Raw genomic sequence first — 19,763 nt, 5'->3', positions numbered from 1 at the left:
CACCACCCGCCCACCAGAAAGTCGTAATCAATCATTAGTTCGAGTGAAACTCGGCTCGCCGGGAACTTTCTCTGCTTGGCTACAGCCGTCGGAGGCTTGCGCATCGGGGAACAGCCGGCCGAGGTGGTAGTGCAGGACAGCGGCCGCGTCGTTCGCCGTCCGTTGGCCGAGCAGGACGCTGAGGCCGAGGCCGGCGGAGGCTGCCAGGAGGATGACGGCCTCCTGACGGGCGTCCAGGCGCGGGTCGGTGTCACCCGCCTGCTGGGCGGCGGTCAGCCGGCCGACCAGGAAGTCCTCCATCTCGTTGGGGGCCGCGAGGAACGGCTGGCCGGCGAGTACGGGGTCGGTGACGGAGAGCACCGCGTACTCGGTGTAGACGAGGTGGAAGGTGCGGCTTTCCTCGTCGGCCGGGATGGCTTCGAGCAGGACCGCCCGGACGATGTCGCGCGGAGCCGTCGAGGATCCGACCGCCCTCACCCGGTCGCGAACCCGCTCGCCCATGCGTACGGCCAGGCGGGTGAGTGCGGCGAGGAGCAGCTGCTCTTTGGTGTCGAAGTAGTACTGCACGAGCCGCACCGAGATGCCCGCCTCGACCGCGACCGACCGCATGGTGACGGCGTGCAGTCCGGTGTCCGCCGCCGCACGGAGCAGGGCGTCGATGATCTGGGCCCGTCGCTCCTCGTGATCCACCAGCTTCGGCATCGGGCTCCCTTCGAACGTTTTTATGGTACAAACATACCATCAAATGCTGCTTCATCCACCGGGAGGGATCATGACCAGGACAAGCGTCGGACGCTTCGCCTCCGAGGAGGCCCGGACGAAATTCCTTGAGGCGTACGACCGCGCCATGGAGTTGTGGCCGGCCCCGCGCGAGGAACTGGACGTCGAGACCGCCTACGGCACCGTCCACGTCCACCGCTACGGGCCCCGGACCGGCGAGCCGATCGTGCTGCTGCACGGCCACGCCGGGCACGCGTCCAACTGGTACCCCCAGATCGCCGCTCTGGGCGAGAATCACCCGGTCTATGCGATCGACACCTTGGACGACCCCGGCCGTGGTGTTCAGCGCGCTGTCGCAGCCGGCTCCGAGGAGAACGCCGCCTGGCTCGGCGAGGTCTTCGCCCGTCTCGGACTGGAGCGGATCCATCTGGTCGGTCTGTCCTACGGTGGCTGGCTGGCCCTCAACCAGGCCATCCACGGGCCCGAGCGCCTCGCGTCGGTCGCACCGCTGGACCCGGGCGGCATCGAGAAGGTCCCCGCCCGGTTCTACGCGCATATGATCGGCGGCCTGTTCGGGATGCTCGCCCCGCGGCGGCTGCGTCCGGCGCTGGGACGGCTGCTCGCCAACCCCGCACTCAGTTCACCGCCCGAGATGATCGCTCCCCTGATGCTGGGCATGCGCACCTTCAAGCCGAGTACCCGCCCCGCGGCCAGGCCGTTCACCGACGAGGAACTGAGGTCCATCAGGCTGCCCACCCTCGTCCTGGTGGGAAGCCGCAGCGCCCTGCTCCGCCCACGCCAGGTACTGCAGAGGGTCACCGCGCTGATCCCGGGGGTCCGGGCCGAGATCGTGCAGCGGGCCGGCCACGGACTCAACCTGGAGCGCCCCGACCTGGTCAATGAGCACCTGCTGCGGTTCGTCGCCTCATGCCGGCAGGAGGTAGGGGCCGAGTAGAGCATGGATTCCTGCTGCGCTACTCCGGCGCCAGGTCGGCGATCAGCCAGTCGAGTGCCGACTCCTCGTGCAGGGCCGCGTTCGACGCCGTCATGGCGGCGGCGAGGCCGGCGTCCCAACTCGCCTGCACGAGAGCGCCGACGAGCGGGAGCGGCGGGGTTCCCTGCGACCGGGCGTGGGCGGCGAGTTGTTCGTAGTCCTGGCTCGCCATCCGCCACGGCCCGGCCGCGCAGCGGCGCATGACGCGGTTGGCGAGAGCGATGCCCGGCCAGTCGAAGTCGCCGTGGTAGCGCAGCGGTTGGCCGGCGGCCGCGAGGGCGTCGAGCAGCTCAAGTACGACGGTGGAGGCGCTGCCGGAGGTGCAGACCAGCGCGCCGGTGCAGCGGGCTTCGGCCGCGGCCTCGACCACCCGGGGGTTCTCGCAGATATACACCGGGGTGTCCGGCGTCAACTCGAGCTCGAGGGCGTGCAGTTCACGCAGCGTCAGATGGGTTTCGGCGTGGTGGTCGGCCCGTTCCCGCAGAGCCCGCCGGCGCCACCCTCCGCCCGTCGGACGCAGGCCGTAGGTGAGCACGGTGCTCGACACCTCGTCCGGGACCACGGATGCGGCCCGCCACAGCGCGCGGCGACCGGGCGCGCTCGAAGGCGGCTCGGTACCCATCGCCTGCGCGAGGCCCCGCAGGACCAGGCGGGACAGGGCGGTGTCGTCGTCCAGCCCGTGGGCAGTGCCGGTCACCCGGGTGGCGAGCTCCCCTCGGCCGTACGGCGGCGCCTCCTCGTCCCGCCCCGGGCGCAGCACGCCGAGGACCTGGACGGCCTGGCGGAGCAGGCCTGCGGCGTCCTGCGGGGACAGCCTGCCGACGGCGCCGCTGCGGCGCAGCTCGTCCAGCCAGCCGCTCACCCACTCCTGACCGGCGAGCGGGGAGGCGGCCACAGCGGCGTCGACGGCCGCCCAGAGCGCGGTCCGCGCCTGTCGACCGGTGTCCCGTGCGGCGCGCCGGTCGGTCAGCGGTGGCCCCAGGTGTTCGACGGCCGTGCTCAGGCCGCAACCGGCCGCCGTGGATCGCAGTCGGGCGTCCAGCTCCGCGAGCCGGACCGTGGTGGCGGCGCCGCTGGTCCGGCGGCCGAGCAGCAGCGACAGCGCCTGGTGCTCCACCGCGCTGAGGCCGTCCAGGCGGATGCTGCCGACCGCTTGCAGTCCGTTGCGCTCCAGGCGGTGGCGGACCGCGGTCCACAAGCGGCCGAGGGCGGGCTGCGCCAGGAACCCGAGGGTCTGCGCGGGCAGGGTCACACGCTCACCAGCCGTCGGTTGCGTCCGTTCCAGGTGTAGTGCAGGGTGGCGACCCCGCGAACGTGCGGGTCGCGCAGGCACTCGTAGATCTGCAGCGCCGGCACGTCGGGCCAATTGCCCATCAGGCGCTCGCTGGTGAGGACGAAGTCGAGGTCGAGATCGACCAGGATGCGGCCGAGCCTGCCGTGCGTCGGCTCGTCGACCTTGGCGAAGGCGTCGTCCAGCAGGATCAGCCGGGGTGCGTGCGGGGCACTCTCGGCCAGTGTGGTGAACTGCGCGGCGGCCGCGGCGAAGAGCGCGAGATAGGAGAGGACGCGCTGCTCGCCCTGGCTGAGCCCAGTGCGCCCGGTGAACTTCCTGCGGCGGGCGGTCGAGGACTCGTCCAGCACCCATGGCTGGAAGGTGAACCACATCCGGTAGTCGAGTGCGGTCCGCAGATGGGCGGCGTAGCCGACTGCCGGATCAGCGCGGCGCGCGTCCTCGATCCGGCGCTGCAGGACCTCCCGCAGCTGTTCCGACTGCTCGCGGGTCCGCAGGCCGGACGGGCTGCGGAGCAGGTCGACGGCGGCCCGCACATCCGCGTCGACGGTGTCGGCCAACCGCCAGTCGAGCTCGACGCCGAGGCCGTGCGAGGTGCGGACGGACCGCAGGGTGGCGTTGAGGGCGTCGACCAGCGCTCCGGCGGCAAGCATCTGCGAGGAGAGATGATCGCCCAACTCGCCGGTGAGGAACCGCTGGAAGACCTCCCGCTCGCGGTTGGTGAGCCGGGCTCGCGCGTCGGCGGCCTGGGTGGCGATGCGCTCACCGACCAAGGCCACATCGTGCGGGCCGGTGTCGTCGACGAGGCGGCAGACCTTGATGCCGTCGGGCTCCTCCAGGGTGGCGTCGTATCCTCCGGCGAGCTGGTCCCGCAGTTCGCTGAAGCGGTTGAGCAGCGTGGTGTCGGAGGCGTCGTGGCGCTCGGGGTCGAGGCTGCGGTGGGCGGCCTCGACCAGGGCCTGCAGGGCTCTCAGCCTGGTCCTGGCGTCCTCGTGGACGGGGTCGGGGATGGAGAGCTCACCGAGGTGCTCGCCGAGGGCCGCCCCGCGGACGATGTCGGGCGTCGCCAGGGCGGTGCGCAGGGCCCGCCCGCGACGGATCACCGCCTCCTCCTGGGTGGCGAGTTCGGCGCGCCTGGTCTGCTCGTCCTGCTCGGCGCGCACCACCTCGTCGTGCAGGCGCACAGCCTTGCTCTGCGCTCCGGGCAGTTCCCTGCCGATCTCGTCCAGGCGCCGTACCACGGCCTCCTCCTCGGCGAGGATCGCCTGCTCGCTCGCTCCGACGGCGCTCTCCAGCTTCCGGATGTCCCGGCGGGCGGTCGCCAACTCCGCTGCCCGCCGACCGTATCCGAGCTCGGCCTCCTCCCGGGCGGTGCGAGCGCGCTGGTAGCTCCGGCGCTCCTCGCGGTGGGCGGCCAGGCCGTCGGCGGCGGATGCCACGCGGCGGCGAAGCCGCTTGACGCCGTCGGCCAGGCCGTCCAGCGCGGAGCGCACCAGCGGCAGCGCGCGCGGGTCGGCCGGCAGCGCGTGTGCGGTCGCGGCGGACTCGGCGCGGCGGCGGGCGTCGACACAGCGGGTCCGGGCGTCCTGGGCGACCCGGTCCGCCGCCGCGGCCGCCTGGCGGAGATCGGCGGTGATCCGCTCGGTCTCCTCCAGGCGCGCCCAGGCTCCGGTCAGGGTCCGGCTCGTCGGGGGGCGTCGCAGCAGCTCGTCGAGAGCCGCCCGGCGATCCGTCAACTCCCTTGCGTGGGAGCGGGCATGCTCCGTCTCCTGCGCCACCTCGCCGATGCGGTGGGCGAGTTCGTCGAGGCGCCGGCGGCGGGTCTGCGCCCGCACCTCGGCGCCCACGTACTCGGCCACCGGCTTGGTGTGGGCACCGCCCGCGACGCCGAGCCGCCACCGGCCGTCGGTACTCACCGCGCCGCCCGCCGCCGCCCCGAAGGGGACGCCGACCGGCACCAGCGCGACCGCCGCCAGGATGCGGGCCACCTGGGCGGCCGTCACGCCGCCGCCGGCCGCGGGGACGGGGCGCAGCACGTTGGCGAGCGACCAGCCGCCGGCCGGCGCGGTGGGGGTGAGCACGGTGTCCCGGGTGTGCGGATCGAGCAGTACGCCGTCCGCGCTGACCCAGGCGTCGAGCAGCCCGGCCGCCTCCAACGCCGCTTCGAGGCCTGCCCGCCGGGCTTCGGTCAGGTCCGGCGAGAAGTCGACCAGCCGGTACAGCGGGGCGCCGCCGTCCGGGAGCCGGGGAGCGTCCCGCAGCGGCGGCCTCGGGGGTACGGGGTCGCTGTGCCGCTCCCAGTCGGCTCGCTCCGCCCGCAGGGCGTCGAGCGTACGGGCGAGACCGTCGGCCACCAAGGCCGCCTGTTCGCGCTGGTCCGAGAGGGCCTGCCGGTGGGCGTCGAGTGCCTCATGGGCGGCGGACGTCACCTCCTCCCCGACCGAGGCGGGCAGCGTCCGCTCCTCGAAAGGGGCATCCGTGGACGGGTCGCGGCGCACTGCCTCGCGTACGGCGTCGAGTGAGACGCCGGAGCGGACCTCCAGGAGGCCCGTCCAGGCGTCGACCGCGGCCGCGTACGCCTCGCCCTCCGTGACGACGGCTGCCTGACGATCCGTCACGAGAGCTGCCTCGGCTTCGGCCTGGATCGCCAGTCGCTCGTGCTCGGTGTCGGCCTCCCGGGCCTTCGTCTGCGTCTCCCGCAACTCGTCCAGCAGGGTGGCGAGTTCGGTGACGACACGGATCCTGCTCTTGATCACCGGCTCGGCGGCGGCGAGTTGGGCGTTCCAGGAGCGCAGCGAGGCGGCCACCGCAGCGGTGTCGAAGGCCTCCACGCGCTCACCACGCAGGAGTTCGTTGCCGCCGTCCGGATCGGTGATCTCGTGCTCGCTCGCGGCGGCGAGTACCGCCACCGTGCCATTGGCCGGATCGCCCAGGTGAGCGGGCGCCAGGCCGGATCGGTCGGCCAGGTCGCAGAGTTCACGGTGGGCCGTGCCCAGCTCGCGGAGTTCACCGGCCGTACGATGGGCGCCGGCGCTGACCGCGGCGCCGGCCGCCAGCTGCGCGCCGTGCGCCAGTTGGAAGGCCGCGTAACTGGCTCCGGCCGTCGCCTGGATGGCTGCGACCGTGCGACGCCGCTCGCCGAGCTCGGACAGGCTCCGATAGCCCGCGCTGGTCCGCAGGGTGACGAGATCCGCCTCGGCGGTGTCCTGCTCGGCCGCCAACTGCTCGTGGCGCTCCCGTGCTTCGGCCTCCTCACCACGCAGCTCGGCCACCCGTCGGGTGATCTCCCCGGCGGCCAGTCGCCGCTCAGCGAGCTTCTGGAGTTCCGCGACGACCTCGCCCGACCGACGGCGCAGGGCCCCGTGGAGGTAGCCGCGGTAGCCACCCAGGAACCGGTGGAGCGCCTCATTGGTCCGCTCCAGCCGCCCGAGGTCCTGGCGGACGCTGTCGAGATCGTCGAGGTTGCGGGCGACCTTGTCGATCACGTCGTCGTCGGAGCGCGGGGAGGGTCTCGCCGAGTACGGTCACCAGACCGCCGGACTCGATGCGGTCGCCGATCGTCGGGCGGCGCAGCCGGTGCAGCAGCTGGACGAGGTTGCGGTAGCGCGCGGCGTCGGTCAGCCCGAACAACTCCCGGGCCACTCTGGTCCGGTGGTCACGGGCGCTGTCCAGCACGTTGCCCGCGCCGACGGCGGCCCGCAGCCGGTCCAGCGCCAGCGGCTGGCCGGACTCCACCAGCTGGAGGTCGTGCCCGATCCGCAGCGTGGTCGTGAAGAAGAAGGGTGTGGCCGAGTTGGTGGACTTCGACGCGCGCACGGCGGCGCCGACCGTCAGGAACTGCTCACTCCCGTCCTCGTCGGTTCGGCAGAACTCGACCCACAGATAGCCCAGCCGGTTGGTCTGCTCGAAGCCGTCCAGCATCAGCCAGGCCAGCGTGGTGCGACCGGTTCCCGTCGCGTCGAGGGCGCGGGCGTCACCGTCGAGCAGGTAGGGCAGCAGCATTTCCAGGGCCTTGGACTTGCCGGCGCCGTTCTTGCCGCGCAGCAGCAGCCGGCCATCGCCGAACGCGAACTCCTGCTGGTCGTACTGCCAGACGTTGAGAATCCCGGCGCGGCCCAGCCGGAAGCGGTGCGGGGCCGCGTGCTGCGACACGGGGTGGGTCGGGCGGCGGTTCACGAAGAAGGCTCTCCCTGTCGGTCGGGCTGCGCTGCCCGCTGATCGGCGTGCTTGAGCGAGACGGTCGTGGCGTACCGGGCGGCCGCGGCGAGCAGCACCCACTCGCCGACGACGGCGGTGCGGGCCGCGGACACGTCGGTGACGGCCCGCCCGTCGCCGGCGGCCCTCTCGTACCACGGCGGCACGCCGTGGCCGTCGGCACGCAGCGGTCCGGCCGGTGCCACCAGTCGCATGCGGCTGAGGAGTTCGAGGGCGTCGGCGCGCAGCAGGGCCGGGCTGTCCAGGTAGCCGCGCTGCCAGTTGGCACGCCGGCCGTACTCCTCGACCAGTTCGTCGAGGAGCTCGGCGACCAGGCCGGGCGGTATCGGCACGCCGATCGTGAGACGGCCGCCGACCGCCGGATGGCCCGCCTCGTCGGGTCGCAGCCGTCGCACCAGCCGGTCGACCAGCAGCAGCGCGGCCTGGGCGACCGTCCCGGTGCCCGGAAGCCGGAGATCGGTCAGCTCGTCGTCGGGGTCGATCATGGCGACACCCTCGGCCCGGATCTCGGCTTCCAGGCCCAGCAGTTCGGAGAAGGCCTCGGCCTCGCGCCGCTGCCGGGTCCGCAGCCAGTCGCGCTCCGCCTCGGTGAGCTCGTCGAGATAGACGACCGGGGTTTCGACCAGTCTCCGACGCACATAGGTGCGCGGTCCGCCGAATCCGGGATCGGCGGACCGCAGCACGAGGTCCGCGCCGTCGGTGCTCTGCGTCAGCGGGCCGGCCACGATCGAGCGGGCGATCTCCCGGTTGACGGTGAGCAGCGCCTCGCCGCCGGCCTCCGCGGCGACCGAACCGACGCTGCCGTCCGTCTCGGTCAGCGCACCCCAGTCGACGAGTCGGCGCAGCGCGGCCGCCAGCGTCCGCTTCTCCACCGGCCGACCGGAGTCCTCGATGGACAGGCCCGCGTCGACGGCCGCCGCCCGTACGTCGGCGACCAGTTGGGACAGCAGGACCTGCTCCGGCGCGGTCACCAGGACGGAGAGGGCCAGCGCCAGGTAGGCGTAGGTCCGCGGGGTGAACGGCGTGCCGGTGGAGCGCTCCATCCGGTGGCCGGAGCCCGGGCCGAGGCCCGCCTTGAAGAGCCGCGCGTAGGTGGCCTCCACCAGGAGTCGGTATCCGAGTACCTGCTGGAACCGCTGGGCCAACCAGTCGGCGTGACGGCGCACCAGCGGGAAGGCGTCGGCGTGCGGCCCGTCGGCGGTGACCAGCGGGTGGCGCAGCAGCAGGCGGGCGGCGCTGCGGCGCTCGGCGGCGAGCGCGACGTCATGGGAGGAGGGCAGCGCCACTACGCGCCCACCTCCTCGCGGGCCACTGCCGCGAAGGCGGTGACCGCTATCTCCAGGTCGTCCACCGCCAGGTCGCCGTCCACCGAGCGCAGCACGGTCACCGCGCCCGGCACCCGGCGCAGCGTCAGGCGCAGGTCCAGCTCGGCATCACCGGCCCGCGCGTCCTCCAGGCCGAACCCGGGCGGTGCGGCCGGGCCGGCCCACCGCAGCCGGGAGTTCCCGAGCGCCGAGGTCAGCAGCTCCAGCAGCAGGCCCATGGCGGCGGCGCTCAGCCGAACATGCCCGAACCGCCCTGACGCGCTGCGCAGTTCGTCGGCGGCCGCCTGGCGGGCGACGGCCTGCTCGCGGGCCAGGGCGAGCAGCCGGGCCTTCTGTGCGGAGTAGTCCTCGACCGCCGCGGACCGGCCCCGCTGCGCCCGGCTGCCGCGCTCGCGCAGCGCCACCGGCACGTCAACGGCCGGGCCGCTCCACCAACTGACGTACGCGGGCACCGTGCCGTCGGGATCCGGGGCGACGCCCAGATGCCGCGCGCTGTGGAGCCCGAACGCCGCCACCGCCAGATCGTGCGCGTCCTCGGGGTCGGCGGCGTCGAACCAGGCCGCGAGCCGCAGCAGATCCCGGCGGCGGGACATCTCCCCAGCCGCCGACCGCAGCATCCGCTTGGCGTTGGCCAGCAGTGACTGCAGCGCGCGAAGGGTCGCGTCCCGGAGCTGGTCCACCTGGCTGCCCCGCCCGTCCGTGTCCACGAACCAGCCGCGCAGGCCCTCCCAGTCCGCCAGTTCGCGCCCGCGGCTGCGCTGCACCCGGGTCTCGGGCAGGCCGCTGGTCAGGGCGCCGAGCCCGGTGGCGTGAGCGCCGATCAGTTTCAGCAGCCCCGGTAGGTCGGGCCAGAGCCGGGTCAGGGTCGCCGCGATCCTCGGCGACCGGAACGCGACCTCCTCGGTGATCGCCTCGACGTAGTCGAGCAGCAGCTCCTTGAAGCCCTGGTACTCGGCGCCGTCCAGGTCGTACCGGGCGAGGACCTGGCCGAGGTAGGCGTAGAAGTCCCGCACCGATTCGGCGAACTCGGCGAACTGCACGAACAGCGTGCTGATCCTCTCCAGCGCCTCCTGCGGATCGGCGCCGCCCGGCACGTGGACGGCCGCCGCGATCTCTCGCAGCCCCCGGTCCACCAGCGCCAGCAGTTCGCTGCTGACCTCGCGCGCCGCGTCGGCGCTCGCCAGGACCTCCTCGGCATCGCGCTGCACCTGCTCGCCGGGCTTCGAGAGCTGGTACCGGGCCCGTGAGCGCTGGTACTCGGCGATGCTGGCGGCCTTCACCGCGTGGCTGCTGCGCAGCAGGTTTCCCCACTTCACCAGCTGCTCCAGCCGCGCCGTGAGGACGTCGGCGTCGAGCTGCCCCTGCCACACCCCGTCCCGCGCGAGCCTTTCGACCACGTCCGGCACGGCAAGGTCCGCGAGCAGCGTCGAGCAGAACACCCGCATCACGGCCACGTATTCGAGGCGCTCGGGAGCGCTCAGGTACGAGTAGACGGCGAGGCGCTGCCAGATTCCGTCGTCAGCCGGCGGGTGCGCATGCGGAGGCGGGTCGGCAGGGGCGTTCGCGTGGTGCATGATACTGAGCGTACGAGACACCACGGACGGCCCTGCCGTGATCCCGGAAATCGCCCGCAGCCAGGGCTGTGCTCGGGCATTACGGAGATCTGACGGTCCGCCGCCACCGCTCCATCGCCGCCCGCCACGGCGTTAGCGTCGGCGCATGGACATTCTGCTCACCGGCGGTGCCGGGTTCATCGGCTCCGCCATCGCGGCCCGGCTGGTCGCGGCCGGCCACCGGGTCCGGGTGCTGGACGCGCTGCTGCCCGCCGTCCACCCGGACGGACGGGCCGGCGTCACGCTGCCGACCGAGGTCGAGTTCGTGCACGGCGACGTCCGCGACCCCGCCACCGTGCGGCGCGCGCTGGACGGGGTGGACGCCGTCTGCCACCAGGCCGCGATGGTGGGCCTCGGCCTGGACTTCGACGACGCGCCCGAGTACGTGAGCTGCAACGAGCTGGGCACCGCGGTGCTGCTCGCGGCGATGGCCCGCGGCGGCGTGCGGCAGCTGGTGCTGGCCGGCTCGATGGTGGTCTACGGCGAGGGCCGCTACACCTGCGCCGCGCACGGGCCGGTCGCCCCCGGGCCGCGGCTGGCCTCCGAGTTGGACGCCGGGCGCTTCGAACCGCCGTGCCCGCACTGCGCCGCGCCGCTGCTGCCCGGCCTGGTCGGCGAGGAGGCGCCGGCTGACCCGCGCAACGTCTACGCCGCCGGCAAGCTCGCCCAGGAGCACCTGGCCGCCGCCTGGGCCCGCGCCTGCGGCGGCCGGGTCACCACGCTGCGCTACCACAATGTCTACGGCCCCGGCATGCCGCGCGACACGCCGTACGCGGGGGTCGCCTCGCTGTTCCGCTCGGCGCTGGCCGCCGGCCGTCCGCCCCGGGTGTTCGAGGACGGCGGCCAGCGGCGCGACTTCGTCCATGTCAGCGATGTCGCGGCGGCCAACGAGGCGGCGCTGGCGGCCGTCGCGCTGAGCCCGGAGGGCACCGTGCGGACCTTCAACACCGGTAGCGGCAGCGTGCACACGGTCGGCGAGATGGCCACCGCGCTGGCCACCGCGTTCGGCGGCCCGGCCCCCGTGGTGACCGGCGAGTACCGGCTCGGCGACGTCCGGCACATCACCGCCGACTCGCAGCGGCTGCGCGCGGAACTCGGCTGGCGGCCGACCGTGCCCTTCGCCGCGGGCATGGCCGAGTTCGCCGCCGCCCCGCTGCGCGGCGCCCGGACATACCTCGACCACCGCTGAGCGGAGCGGCTAGGGCCTGTCCGCGGCGTTGTCCGCGATCGCCTCGACCAGGGCCGGCCAGAGCGCCCGCGGCAGGTCGTGTCCCATCCCCGGGACCAGCCACAGCCGCGCGCCGGGAACGGCGGCGGCAGTGGCCCGGCCACCGCTCGGGTCGATCAGCGGGTCCTGCTCGCCGTGCACCACCAGGGTCGGCACGGTGACCGAGCGCAGGCCGTCGGTACGGTCCGGCGAGCCGTGGATCGCGGACAGCTGGCGGATGAACCCGTCGGGGCGGTAGGCGCGGTCGTATGCGGCCGCCACCTCGGCGCGGCGCACGGCCGGGTCGAGCGGGTGGTCCGGCGAGGCGATGATCTCGCCGAATGCGACCCCGGCCTCGATCGCCCGCTCGCGCCCCTCGCCCGGCCGGCTCAGCAGGGCGTCGTAGACCTTGCTCTGTGCGTCGCCGCTGACCCCGTCGCCGGGCCGGGACATCAGCGAGCAGAGGCTCAGCACCCGGCCCGGGTGATCGATCGTCAGCTGCTGGGCGATCATCCCACCCATCGACGCACCGACCATGTGCGCGGCCGGGATACCCAGGGCGTCCAGCAGTCCCACTGCCTCGGACGCCAGGTCGCCCAGCAGGTAGGGCGCCCGGCTCGCCCCGGCGGGACGCACCGGCGGGGGCCGGTGCTCGGCCGCGGTGAGTCCGCTGTCGCGGTTGTCGAAGCGCAGCACGTGGTAGCCGCGGTTCGCCAGCAGCTCGCAGAACCCGGTGTGCCACCAGGTCAGTTGCGATCCGATGCCGGCGATCAGCAGCAGCGCGGGGTCCGCCGGGCTGCCGAAGCTCTCGTACTCCGTCTCCAGGCCGTCCAGCTGCGCGCGTGCCATGCCACCCCCAGGTCGTGCCGCCCGTCCCGGTCGGACGAGCCCGCTCGCACGCTACGGGCATCGGCCCGTCGGAAACAAGCTCCGGGTTCGCACACCAAGGGTGACCTCCGGGCCTCGTCCTGCGTTCTTCAGTTGTGATTCCTGCCCAGGCCACACAGCCGGCCCAGTCCGCACAGCCGGCCCAGTCCGCACAGCCAGTCCAGTCCGCACAGCCCCGCAAGGACGTGCGCGTCGTGGTCGTCGGAGCGGGATTCTCCGGCATCGGCGCCGCCATCCGACTGCGCAGGGCCGGGTTCCACGACCTACTCATCCTGGAGAAGGAGTCGCAACTCGGCGGCACCTGGCGGGAGAACACCTATCCGGGCTGCGCCTGCGACGTGCCCTCAACGCTGTACAGCTACTCGTTCACCCCGGACACCGCCTGGAGCAGGGTCTTCGCCGGGCAGCGGGAGATCCACACCTACCTGCGGACGACGGCCGAACGGTACCGCCTCGACGAAGTCCTGCGCTGCGGAGTGCAGGTGCGGGAGGCCCGCTGGGATCCGACGGCCGGGCGCTGGCTGATCGAGACCAGCGACGGACCCTACAGCGCTGCGGTCCTGGTCCTGGCCACCGGGCCGTGGCACGTCCCGCGCCGGCTCGACGTCCCCGGGATCGAGGAGTTCGACGGGCCCGTGCTCCACACCGCACGGTGGGACGACAGCCTCGACCTGACGGGGCGTCGCGTGGCCGTGGTGGGCGGCGGCGCCTCCGCCGTCCAGGTCGTCCCGGCCATCGCGGCCCGCGCGGCGGCCGTGCACCTCTTCCAGCGAACCGCCCAGTGGGTGCTGCCCAAACCCGACCTACCGGTACCTGCGACGGTCAACCGGCTCCTGGACCGCCTGCCCGGTTCCCGCGCGGCTCTGCGCGCCGGGCAGTACACCCTGCAGGAGGGCTTCACCTACGCCTTTCGCCACCCTCGGCTCGCCCGTCTGCTCGAGCTCGGAGCCCGCGCCTACCTGCGGCTCGCGGTCCGCGACCGACAGCTGCGCCAGGCACTCACCCCGGGCTACCGGCTGGGCTGCAAGCGACTGCTGACCTCCAGCACCTTCTACCGCGCCCTGACCCGACCGCACGTCCGTCTGCACCCCACCGCCGTGACGGCCGTACGCGGCAACGAGATCGTCGGCGCCGACGGCACTTCGGTCCAGGCCGATGTGCTCATCATGGCCACCGGCTTCCGCATGGGCGAACTCCCGCTGGCCCGCAGTCTGCACGGCCTCGACGGCCGGACTCTGCAGGAGGCCTGGGACGGCGGGCCGCAGGCGTATCTGGGCACGACCGTCAGCGGTTTCCCCAACCTCTTCCTGCTGCTGGGGCCCAACCTGCTCGGCGGCTCCACCTCCGCGATCACCGTCCTGGAAGCCCAACTGACCTACCTCACCGCCGTTCTGGCCCACCTCGACCGACCCGGCCAGCACGCCCTGGAGGTCCGGCCGGACGCCCAGGCCGCGCACAACACGGCGGTACAGGAGGCGCTGCGGACCACCGTCTACAACTCCGGCGGCTGCACCAGCTACTACTTCAGCCCCGGCGGCCGCAACACCTTCGCCTGGCCCTGGTCCACCGGGCGGCTCATCCGGCAACTGAGCCGCTTCGACCCCGCCCCCTACACCTGCCACGCACCGACCGGCCCCACACCCCTGCCCGCGCAGCCGACGCCACAGCAGTCAGGCCAGCGAGGCCTGGGCCGCCGGTAGCGCGATCTCGAAGCAGCAGCCGCCGCTGACGTTGCGCACCGACGCCCGCCCGGCGTGCGCCTCCACGATGCCGCGCACGATCGCCAGGCCGAGCCCCGCGCCGGTGTCCCCGTGGTGCTGGATCGCCGAGCCGCCCGCCACGCCGCTGATCGGACGCGCCTGGCGCGGGGTGCGGGCGCTGCCGCCGCGCCAGCCGGTCTCGAAGACCCGGTGCAGGTCGTGCTCGGGGATCCCACCGCAGCCGTCGGTGACCGAGAGCACCACCTCGCCCGCCTCACGCCGGGCCGCCACCGCGACCACGCCGTCCTGCGGGGTCGAGCGGATCGCGTTGATCAGCAGGTTGCCCAGCACCCGGGTGATCTCCCGGCTGTCCACCTCGACGGGGGCCGGCTCGACCTGCTCGCCACTCAGGTGCACCCCGCGCTCGCGGGCCAGCGGATAGGCACCCGCTATGGCGTCGCCGACCAGGTCGTACACCGAGATCCGGGAGAGCGTGAGGGTCAGCGCGCCGGCCTGGATGCGGGAGAGCTCGAAGAGGTCGTCGACCATGCCGGTCAACCGGTCCACCTCGGTGCGGATCCGGCCGTGGTAGCGGGCCGGGTCCTCCGCGACGCCGTCCTCCAGGGCCTCGGCCATCGCCCGCAGGCCCGCCAGCGGGGTGCGCAGGTCGTGCGAGATCCAGGCGATCAGCTCGCGCCGGGACGCCTCCAGTGCCTTCTCGCGCTGCCGCGATTCGGCCAACCGGGCGCTGGTGGACGCGAGTTCGGCGCTCAGCTCGGCCATCTCGGAGCCGAGCGGACCGGTCGGCGCGGCAAACCCCTCGTCGCTGCCGACCGTTCGGGCCGCCAGTGCCAACGCCCTGCTGCCGGCCACCACCTGGTTCCCGAGCAGGGCGGCGATGATCAGTGAGACGACGGCGGCCATGCAGAGCACCGTTATCACCACGCCGAGGTCGTGGTCGGAGAGGAACATCGCATGGGCCACCACGACGGTGCCGGCGGTCATCGCCAGCACGGTAACCGCCGCGACGGCGAAGATCGAGAGCGCCACCGAGCGCCGCCGCAGCAGCCACACGGCCGGCCAGCCCACCATCCCGACCGCACTCGTGCCGAGCGCCGCGAGCAGGGCGATCATCAGCAGGTCCTTCACGCGGACGCACTCCCCTGCGTGGTAGCCACTCCGACGGTCGGCACGCCGACCGGGTCGAAGCGGTAGCCGACCCCCCACACCGTGCTGATCAGCACCGGCGCGGCCGGATCGTCCTCGACCTTCTCGCGCAGCCGCCGCACGTGGACCGTGACGGTGGACAGGTCGCCGAAGTCCCAGCCCCAGACCTTGTGCATCAGCTCCTCCCGCCCGAAGGCCGTGCCGGGGTTCCTGGCCATGAACGCCAGCAGATCGAACTCCCGCAGGGTGAGCGACAGCTCACGCTCGCCGCGATAGGCCCGCCGGGCCTGCGGGTCGAGGGTGAGGTCACCGGCGCGCAGCAGCGCGGTACCCGGGCCCGGCGCCGGGGCGGTGTGCCGGCGCAGCACCGACTGGATCCGCAGCACCAGCTCGCGCGGGCTGAAGGGCTTGGTGACGTAGTCGTCCGCGCCCAGCTCCAGGCCGAGGATCCGGTCGGACTCCTCACCCTTGGCGGTGAGCATCACCACCGCGGGTCCGGCGCCGGACGCCCGCAGCCGGCGGCAGACCTCCAGGCCGTCGATGCCGGGCAGCATCAGGTCGAGTACCACCAGGTCGGGGCGCCCGGCCGCGGCCCGCTCCAGCGCCTCGTGGCCGTCGGCGGCCCGGTCCACGGCGTAACCGGCGCGCAGCAGGTAGCCGGTGACCACCTCGGCGACGGTCGGGTCGTCGTCGACCACCAGCACACGGGCGGCCGACGGCGCGGGGGTCGGAGTCGTTTCTGTCACCCCTTGAGCATAAGGAGCGCAGCTCTCCCGAACAGAGCAGCCGGTTCCCCGTACGACTTCCGTAAGGTGCCGGTACCTCCTCGCGGGCGGTGACCGTGCGTAGCGTGAAGAGCGTGACCACAACTCCCCTCCATCCCTCCGTCGATGTCGTCCTGCCGTGTCTGGACGAGGCGGCCGCGCTGCCCTGGGTGCTCGACCGGATCCCGCCGGGCTGGCGTGCCGTCGTCGTCGACAACGGCTCGCGCGACGGCTCCGCCGAGCTGGCCCGCTCGCTCGGCGCCACCGTGGTGCACGAACCGCGCCGCGGCTTCGGCGCCGCCTGCCACACCGGGTTGCTGGCCGCCACCGCCGAGGTGGTCTGCTTCCTGGACTGCGACGGCTCACTCGACCCGGCCGAGCTGGCACGCGTGGTGGACCCGGTGCTGGCCGGCACGGCGGAGCTGGTGCTCGGCCGCCGCCGGCCGACCGCGCTGGGCGCCTGGCCTGCGCATGCCCGGCTGGCCAACGCCGTGCTCGCCGGGCGGCTGCGCGCCCGTACCGGCGCTCCGCTGCACGATCTGGGCCCGATGCGCGCGGCCCGGCGCGAGCGGCTGCTGGCGCTCGGCCTGGGCGACCGCCGCTCGGGCTATCCGCTGGAGATGGTGCTGACCGCCTCCGCCGCCGGGATGCGGATCGCCGAGGTGGACGTCACCTACCGCCCGCGGGCCGGACGCTCCAAGGTCACCGGGACGCTGCGCGGCACCCGGCAGGCCGTCCAGGACATGCGGGCGGTGCTGGCCTCGCCGCCGCCGACCCTGCTGGTGATCGCCAAGGCGCCGGTGGCCGGACGGGTGAAGACCCGGCTGACCCCGCCGTACAGCCCGCAGCAGGCCGCCGCGCTGGCCGAGGCAGCGCTCGCGGACACCCTGCACACGCTGGGCACCGTCCCGGCCGGGCGGCGGCTGCTGGTGCTGGACGGCGCGCCCGGCCGGTGGCTGCCGCCCGGCTGGCAGGTGGTGCCACAGGTGGGCGGCGGGCTGGACGCCCGCCTCACCGCCGCCTTCGGGCACGCCCCGGCCGGTGCACCGGCCCTGCTGGTCGGCATGGACACCCCGCAGCTGAGCGCCCAGGCGCTGGCCGCCCCGCTCTCGGCTGCCGAGCGCCGCGGCGCCGACGCCTGGTACGGGCCGGCGGCGGACGGCGGGTTCTGGGCGCTGGGCCTGGCCCGGCCGAGCGCGGAGCTGGCCGGACGGCTGCTGATGGGCGTGCCGATGTCCACCCCGCACACCGGCGAAGCACTGCTCCAGCGGCTCGCCGACGCCGGGTTGCGCGTCCACCGGCTGCCCGAGCTGACCGACGTGGACACCGCGGCGGACGCCCGCCAGGTCGCCGCCCAGGCTCCGGCCGGCCGGTTCGCGGCCTGCTGGCGCGAGGTCACCCAGCGTGCCGCGGTGACCGGGTGAGCCTGCTCCAGAGCACCGCCACTCGCCCTACCAACCGCCCATGGAGCGACGACCCGTTCGCCGAGGCGATGCGCACCGGACGCGGACCGCTCTGGCTGCGCCGCGCCGACGGCGGACGCCACCGGCTGGACGTCGAGCGCTGGTGCGCGCCGCCTGACGCGGCCGACCGCAGCCTGCTGCTGCGCTGCCTGGTCGCCGGGCGCCCGGCGCTGGACATCGGCTGCGGGCCGGGGCGGCTGGTCACCGAGCTGCTGGCGCTCGGCCTGCCCGCGCTGGGCGTCGACGTCACCAGGGCGGCGGTCACCCGCACCCGTCGGCTGGGCGGCGCGGCGATCTGCCGCTCGGTCTTCGAGCGGCTGCCCGGCGAGGGCCGTTGGGGCACCGCCCTGCTCGCGGACGGCAACCTGGGCATCGGCGGCGATCCGGCCGCCCTGCTGGCCCGCGCCGCCGAACTGCTGGCCCCCGGCGGCACGCTGCTGGCCGAGGTCGAGCCGGCCGCGGCGGACGAACGGGTGACCGTCCAGGTGGAGGACGCCACCGGGCGGTGCGGGCCGCCGTTCCGCTGGGCCCGGCTGGACGCGGCGGCCGCGGTGCGCTGGGCGGCCGCCGCCGGGCTGTCGGAGCACGAGCGGTGGAGTGTCGACGGGCGCTGCTTCGTGGCGCTGCGCCGCTGACCCGCCCGGCGCGCGGGTCGCCGCGCGATGCCTCACGGTGGAGGGGAGAAGCAGCAGCAACCCAGCGCTGGAGGCCGCCATGTCCGAGCACACCTACCGGGTGACCGAGATCGTCGGGACGTCCCACGAGGGCACCGACGCCGCGATCCGCAACGCCCTGACGCGCGCGTCGCAGACCCTGCGCAATGTCGACTGGTTCGAGGTGGTGGGGGTGCGCGGACATGTCGAGAACGGGGTGATCGGGCACTTCCAGGTGACCGTCAAGGTCGGCTTCCGGCTGGAGGACCCGCCAGCCTGACAGAGACCGGTCGGGGCGGACCCGAGAGATCGGGCCGAGACCACCGGCGGACCGCCGCGCCCGCCAGCACCAGGCCCAGCGCGGCGGCGTAGGCGGGCTGTTGGGCGTCTCCGCCGAGCAGGTACTGCACCTGGCCGGCGGCCGGCACGGCCAGCCACTCCCAACGGCCGTCCAGCCCGACCAGGGCCACCACCAGCAGCCCGTACCAGGGGTAGGCGGGCGTCAGGGCCAGCAGCGCCGTGCCGGTGACCAGCAGCGCGCCGCGCCACGGCCGGTCGGGGTCGCCCCGGCGCAGCACATACAGCGCCGCCGCGAGGATCAGCGCGCCGGCCGCGACGGCCGCCAGTGAGTCCGGCAGCAGCAGCCGGATCAGCGCGAACCGCTGCACCTGGCTCTGGTCGTAGCCCTCCTCGCGCAGGTAGCCGGGCAGGAAGCCGAGCACCTTGCTGCCGGAGAGCGCGAGGTAGGGCAGGTAGCTCAGCACGAAGACGCCCAGCGCGACGGCCGGGAGCACCAACCGCCGGGCCCACGGGGTGTCCCGGCCGCGCGCCAGCAGGCCGGACAGCGCCCCGGGCAGCGCGAGCACCGGGATCAGCTTCACCGCCACCGCGGCCCCCAGCGCGGCTCCGGACCACGCGCGCCGGCTGCGTCGGTTGTGGGCACCAACACCCAGGCCGACCACCATCAGCAGCGCGCCGAGGGTGTCCACATGGGCGTCGTTGACCGCCCAGACCGCCACTCCCGGGAACCATCCCCAGAGCGCGGCGCGGCGTCGGCGCTCGGCGGGCAGCAACCACAGCAAGGCGCCCGTGGTGGAGACCGCGAGCAGCGCGCCGCCGACCTGCGCCGCCCGCACGCCGTGCCCGTGGCCCGCCAAGTAGAGGCCGGCGAACCAGGCTTCGGCGACCGGCGGGTAAATGGTCGGCACGGCAGGCCGGTTGACGTGGCTGCAGAAGCCGGGCCCGGCCCGCCGCAGGTCCCAGCCCACGCAGTCGCCGGTCGGCGGGAACAGCGCCGGGGCCTTCGCGCGCAGCGCGGCGAGCTGCGGCGCGTCCGGCGGATAGGCGTACGGGGAGGTGCCGGCGACCTGCACCTGCCCGTCCCAGAGGTAGCGGTAGGCGTCGTCGCTGGTCCGCGGCGCGGCCAGCAGACCGGAGGCGGCCACCGCGACGCTGCCCAGCAGCACCAGCCCCGCCACCCGCCGCGCGGGCACCCGGCGCAGCGTCAGCAGGGCGAGGGCGAAGAGGGCCAGGTCCGCCGGGTACCAGAGGTAGAGCGGACCTTTCTGCCCCAGCGTGCCGCCGCCGGTGAACGTCAGGGCCAGCGCCGCGGTGAGCGCGCTCAGGGCGGCGAGGCAGAACCAGGTGGATCGAGTGGATCGAGTGGATCGGGTACCGGACACCCCGCCACCCTGCCACCCGGGTCGGCGGGTTCAGGGGTCGCTGCTACGTCCGTACGACTTCCGTAAGCACCGCGAAGCCCC

Annotated in this window: 16 protein-coding genes and 1 pseudogene; 7 read left to right on the top strand and 10 right to left on the bottom strand. The window is 74.1% G+C overall.

Annotated features, from left to right (window positions below; genetic code table 11):
* Positions 1-27: 27 nt before the first annotated feature.
* Positions 28-702, bottom strand: coding sequence for a TetR/AcrR family transcriptional regulator (locus tag P3T34_RS35860; protein ID WP_280670419.1), 675 nt, complete (start codon positions 700-702; stop codon positions 28-30).
* A gap of 70 nt (positions 703-772) precedes the next feature.
* Here P3T34_RS35860 and P3T34_RS35855 point away from each other — a divergent pair, with 70 nt between their 5' ends.
* Positions 773-1,675 carry an alpha/beta fold hydrolase gene (locus P3T34_RS35855; RefSeq protein ID WP_280670418.1) on the top strand — a complete coding sequence of 301 codons (903 nt, stop codon included), beginning with the start codon at positions 773-775 and terminating at the stop codon, positions 1,673-1,675.
* Between the two features lie 19 nt (positions 1,676-1,694).
* Here P3T34_RS35855 and P3T34_RS35850 read toward each other — a convergent pair whose 3' ends face one another.
* The 5 genes from P3T34_RS35850 to P3T34_RS35830 are packed head-to-tail and all read right to left on the bottom strand — an operon-like array spanning position 1,695 to position 10,119.
* Positions 1,695-2,966: a TIGR02679 family protein gene (locus tag P3T34_RS35850; RefSeq protein WP_280670417.1), complete on the bottom strand. Its 1,272-nt coding sequence runs from the start codon at positions 2,964-2,966 to the stop codon at positions 1,695-1,697.
* Positions 2,963-6,490 carry a TIGR02680 family protein gene (locus P3T34_RS35845; protein WP_280670416.1) on the bottom strand — a complete coding sequence of 1,176 codons (3,528 nt, stop codon included), beginning with the start codon at positions 6,488-6,490 and terminating at the stop codon, positions 2,963-2,965. The genes P3T34_RS35850 and P3T34_RS35845 overlap by 4 nt, the downstream gene beginning before the upstream one ends.
* On the bottom strand, positions 6,411-7,181 hold the full coding sequence (locus P3T34_RS35840) for a hypothetical protein (RefSeq protein ID WP_280670414.1): 771 nt from the start codon (positions 7,179-7,181) through the stop codon (positions 6,411-6,413). The genes P3T34_RS35845 and P3T34_RS35840 overlap by 80 nt, the downstream gene beginning before the upstream one ends.
* Complete coding sequence (locus tag P3T34_RS35835; protein ID WP_280670412.1) at positions 7,178-8,506, bottom strand: TIGR02678 family protein; 1,329 nt, start codon at positions 8,504-8,506, stop codon at positions 7,178-7,180. Before P3T34_RS35835 ends, P3T34_RS35840 begins: the two co-directional genes overlap by 4 nt.
* Positions 8,506-10,119 (bottom strand): TIGR02677 family protein, encoded by a 1,614-nt coding sequence (locus P3T34_RS35830; RefSeq protein WP_280670410.1) that lies wholly within the window; start codon positions 10,117-10,119, stop codon positions 8,506-8,508. The genes P3T34_RS35835 and P3T34_RS35830 overlap by 1 nt, the downstream gene beginning before the upstream one ends.
* A gap of 145 nt (positions 10,120-10,264) precedes the next feature.
* Between P3T34_RS35830 and P3T34_RS35825 the strand changes: the two genes are divergently transcribed.
* Complete coding sequence (locus P3T34_RS35825) at positions 10,265-11,347, top strand: NAD-dependent epimerase/dehydratase family protein (protein WP_280670408.1); 1,083 nt, start codon at positions 10,265-10,267, stop codon at positions 11,345-11,347.
* Between the two features lie 9 nt (positions 11,348-11,356).
* Here P3T34_RS35825 and P3T34_RS35820 read toward each other — a convergent pair whose 3' ends face one another.
* Positions 11,357-12,214, bottom strand: coding sequence for an alpha/beta fold hydrolase (locus P3T34_RS35820; RefSeq protein ID WP_280670406.1), 858 nt, complete (start codon positions 12,212-12,214; stop codon positions 11,357-11,359).
* A gap of 233 nt (positions 12,215-12,447) precedes the next feature.
* On the opposite strand from P3T34_RS35820, the gene P3T34_RS35815 reads away from it, so the two are divergent.
* Positions 12,448-13,953: an NAD(P)/FAD-dependent oxidoreductase gene (locus P3T34_RS35815; protein WP_280670404.1), complete on the top strand. Its 1,506-nt coding sequence runs from the start codon at positions 12,448-12,450 to the stop codon at positions 13,951-13,953.
* Here the strand turns inward: P3T34_RS35815 and P3T34_RS35810 are convergent.
* Both P3T34_RS35810 and P3T34_RS35805 read right to left on the bottom strand, forming a co-directional pair.
* Complete coding sequence (locus tag P3T34_RS35810; protein WP_280670402.1) at positions 13,924-15,102, bottom strand: HAMP domain-containing sensor histidine kinase; 1,179 nt, start codon at positions 15,100-15,102, stop codon at positions 13,924-13,926. The genes P3T34_RS35815 and P3T34_RS35810 overlap by 30 nt on opposite strands.
* Entirely contained in the window at positions 15,099-15,866 is a 768-nt protein-coding gene (locus P3T34_RS35805) for a response regulator transcription factor (RefSeq protein ID WP_280670400.1), read from the bottom strand. Before P3T34_RS35805 ends, P3T34_RS35810 begins: the two co-directional genes overlap by 4 nt.
* Positions 15,867-15,970: 104 nt before the next feature.
* Here P3T34_RS35805 and P3T34_RS35800 point away from each other — a divergent pair.
* The 4 genes and pseudogenes from P3T34_RS35800 to P3T34_RS35785 all read left to right on the top strand — a co-directional run.
* Positions 15,971-16,654, top strand: a pseudogene (locus tag P3T34_RS35800) (glycosyltransferase family 2 protein); the annotation flags it as partial.
* Positions 16,628-17,308 carry a glycosyltransferase gene (locus P3T34_RS35795; RefSeq protein ID WP_280672597.1) on the top strand — a complete coding sequence of 227 codons (681 nt, stop codon included), beginning with the start codon at positions 16,628-16,630 and terminating at the stop codon, positions 17,306-17,308. The pseudogene P3T34_RS35800 and the gene P3T34_RS35795, both read left to right, overlap by 27 nt.
* Entirely contained in the window at positions 17,305-17,982 is a 678-nt protein-coding gene (locus P3T34_RS35790) for a methyltransferase domain-containing protein (protein ID WP_348534734.1), read from the top strand. The genes P3T34_RS35795 and P3T34_RS35790 overlap by 4 nt, the downstream gene beginning before the upstream one ends.
* 79 nt (positions 17,983-18,061) lie before the next feature.
* A complete protein-coding gene (locus P3T34_RS35785; RefSeq protein ID WP_280670398.1) occupies positions 18,062-18,280 on the top strand; it encodes a dodecin in 219 nt (72 codons plus the stop codon).
* On the opposite strand, the gene P3T34_RS35780 is transcribed toward P3T34_RS35785, so the two are convergent.
* Positions 18,243-19,682, bottom strand: coding sequence for a glycosyltransferase 87 family protein (locus P3T34_RS35780; protein WP_280670392.1), 1,440 nt, complete (start codon positions 19,680-19,682; stop codon positions 18,243-18,245). The genes P3T34_RS35785 and P3T34_RS35780 overlap by 38 nt on opposite strands.
* Positions 19,683-19,763 lie beyond the last annotated feature (81 nt).

Origin of the sequence: Kitasatospora sp. MAP12-44 (genome assembly GCF_029892095.1) — a bacterium.
GTDB lineage: Bacteria > Actinomycetota > Actinomycetes > Streptomycetales > Streptomycetaceae > Kitasatospora.
The sequence above is the reverse complement of the archived record's forward strand: the minus strand, read 5'-3'. Positions and strand labels throughout refer to the sequence as shown.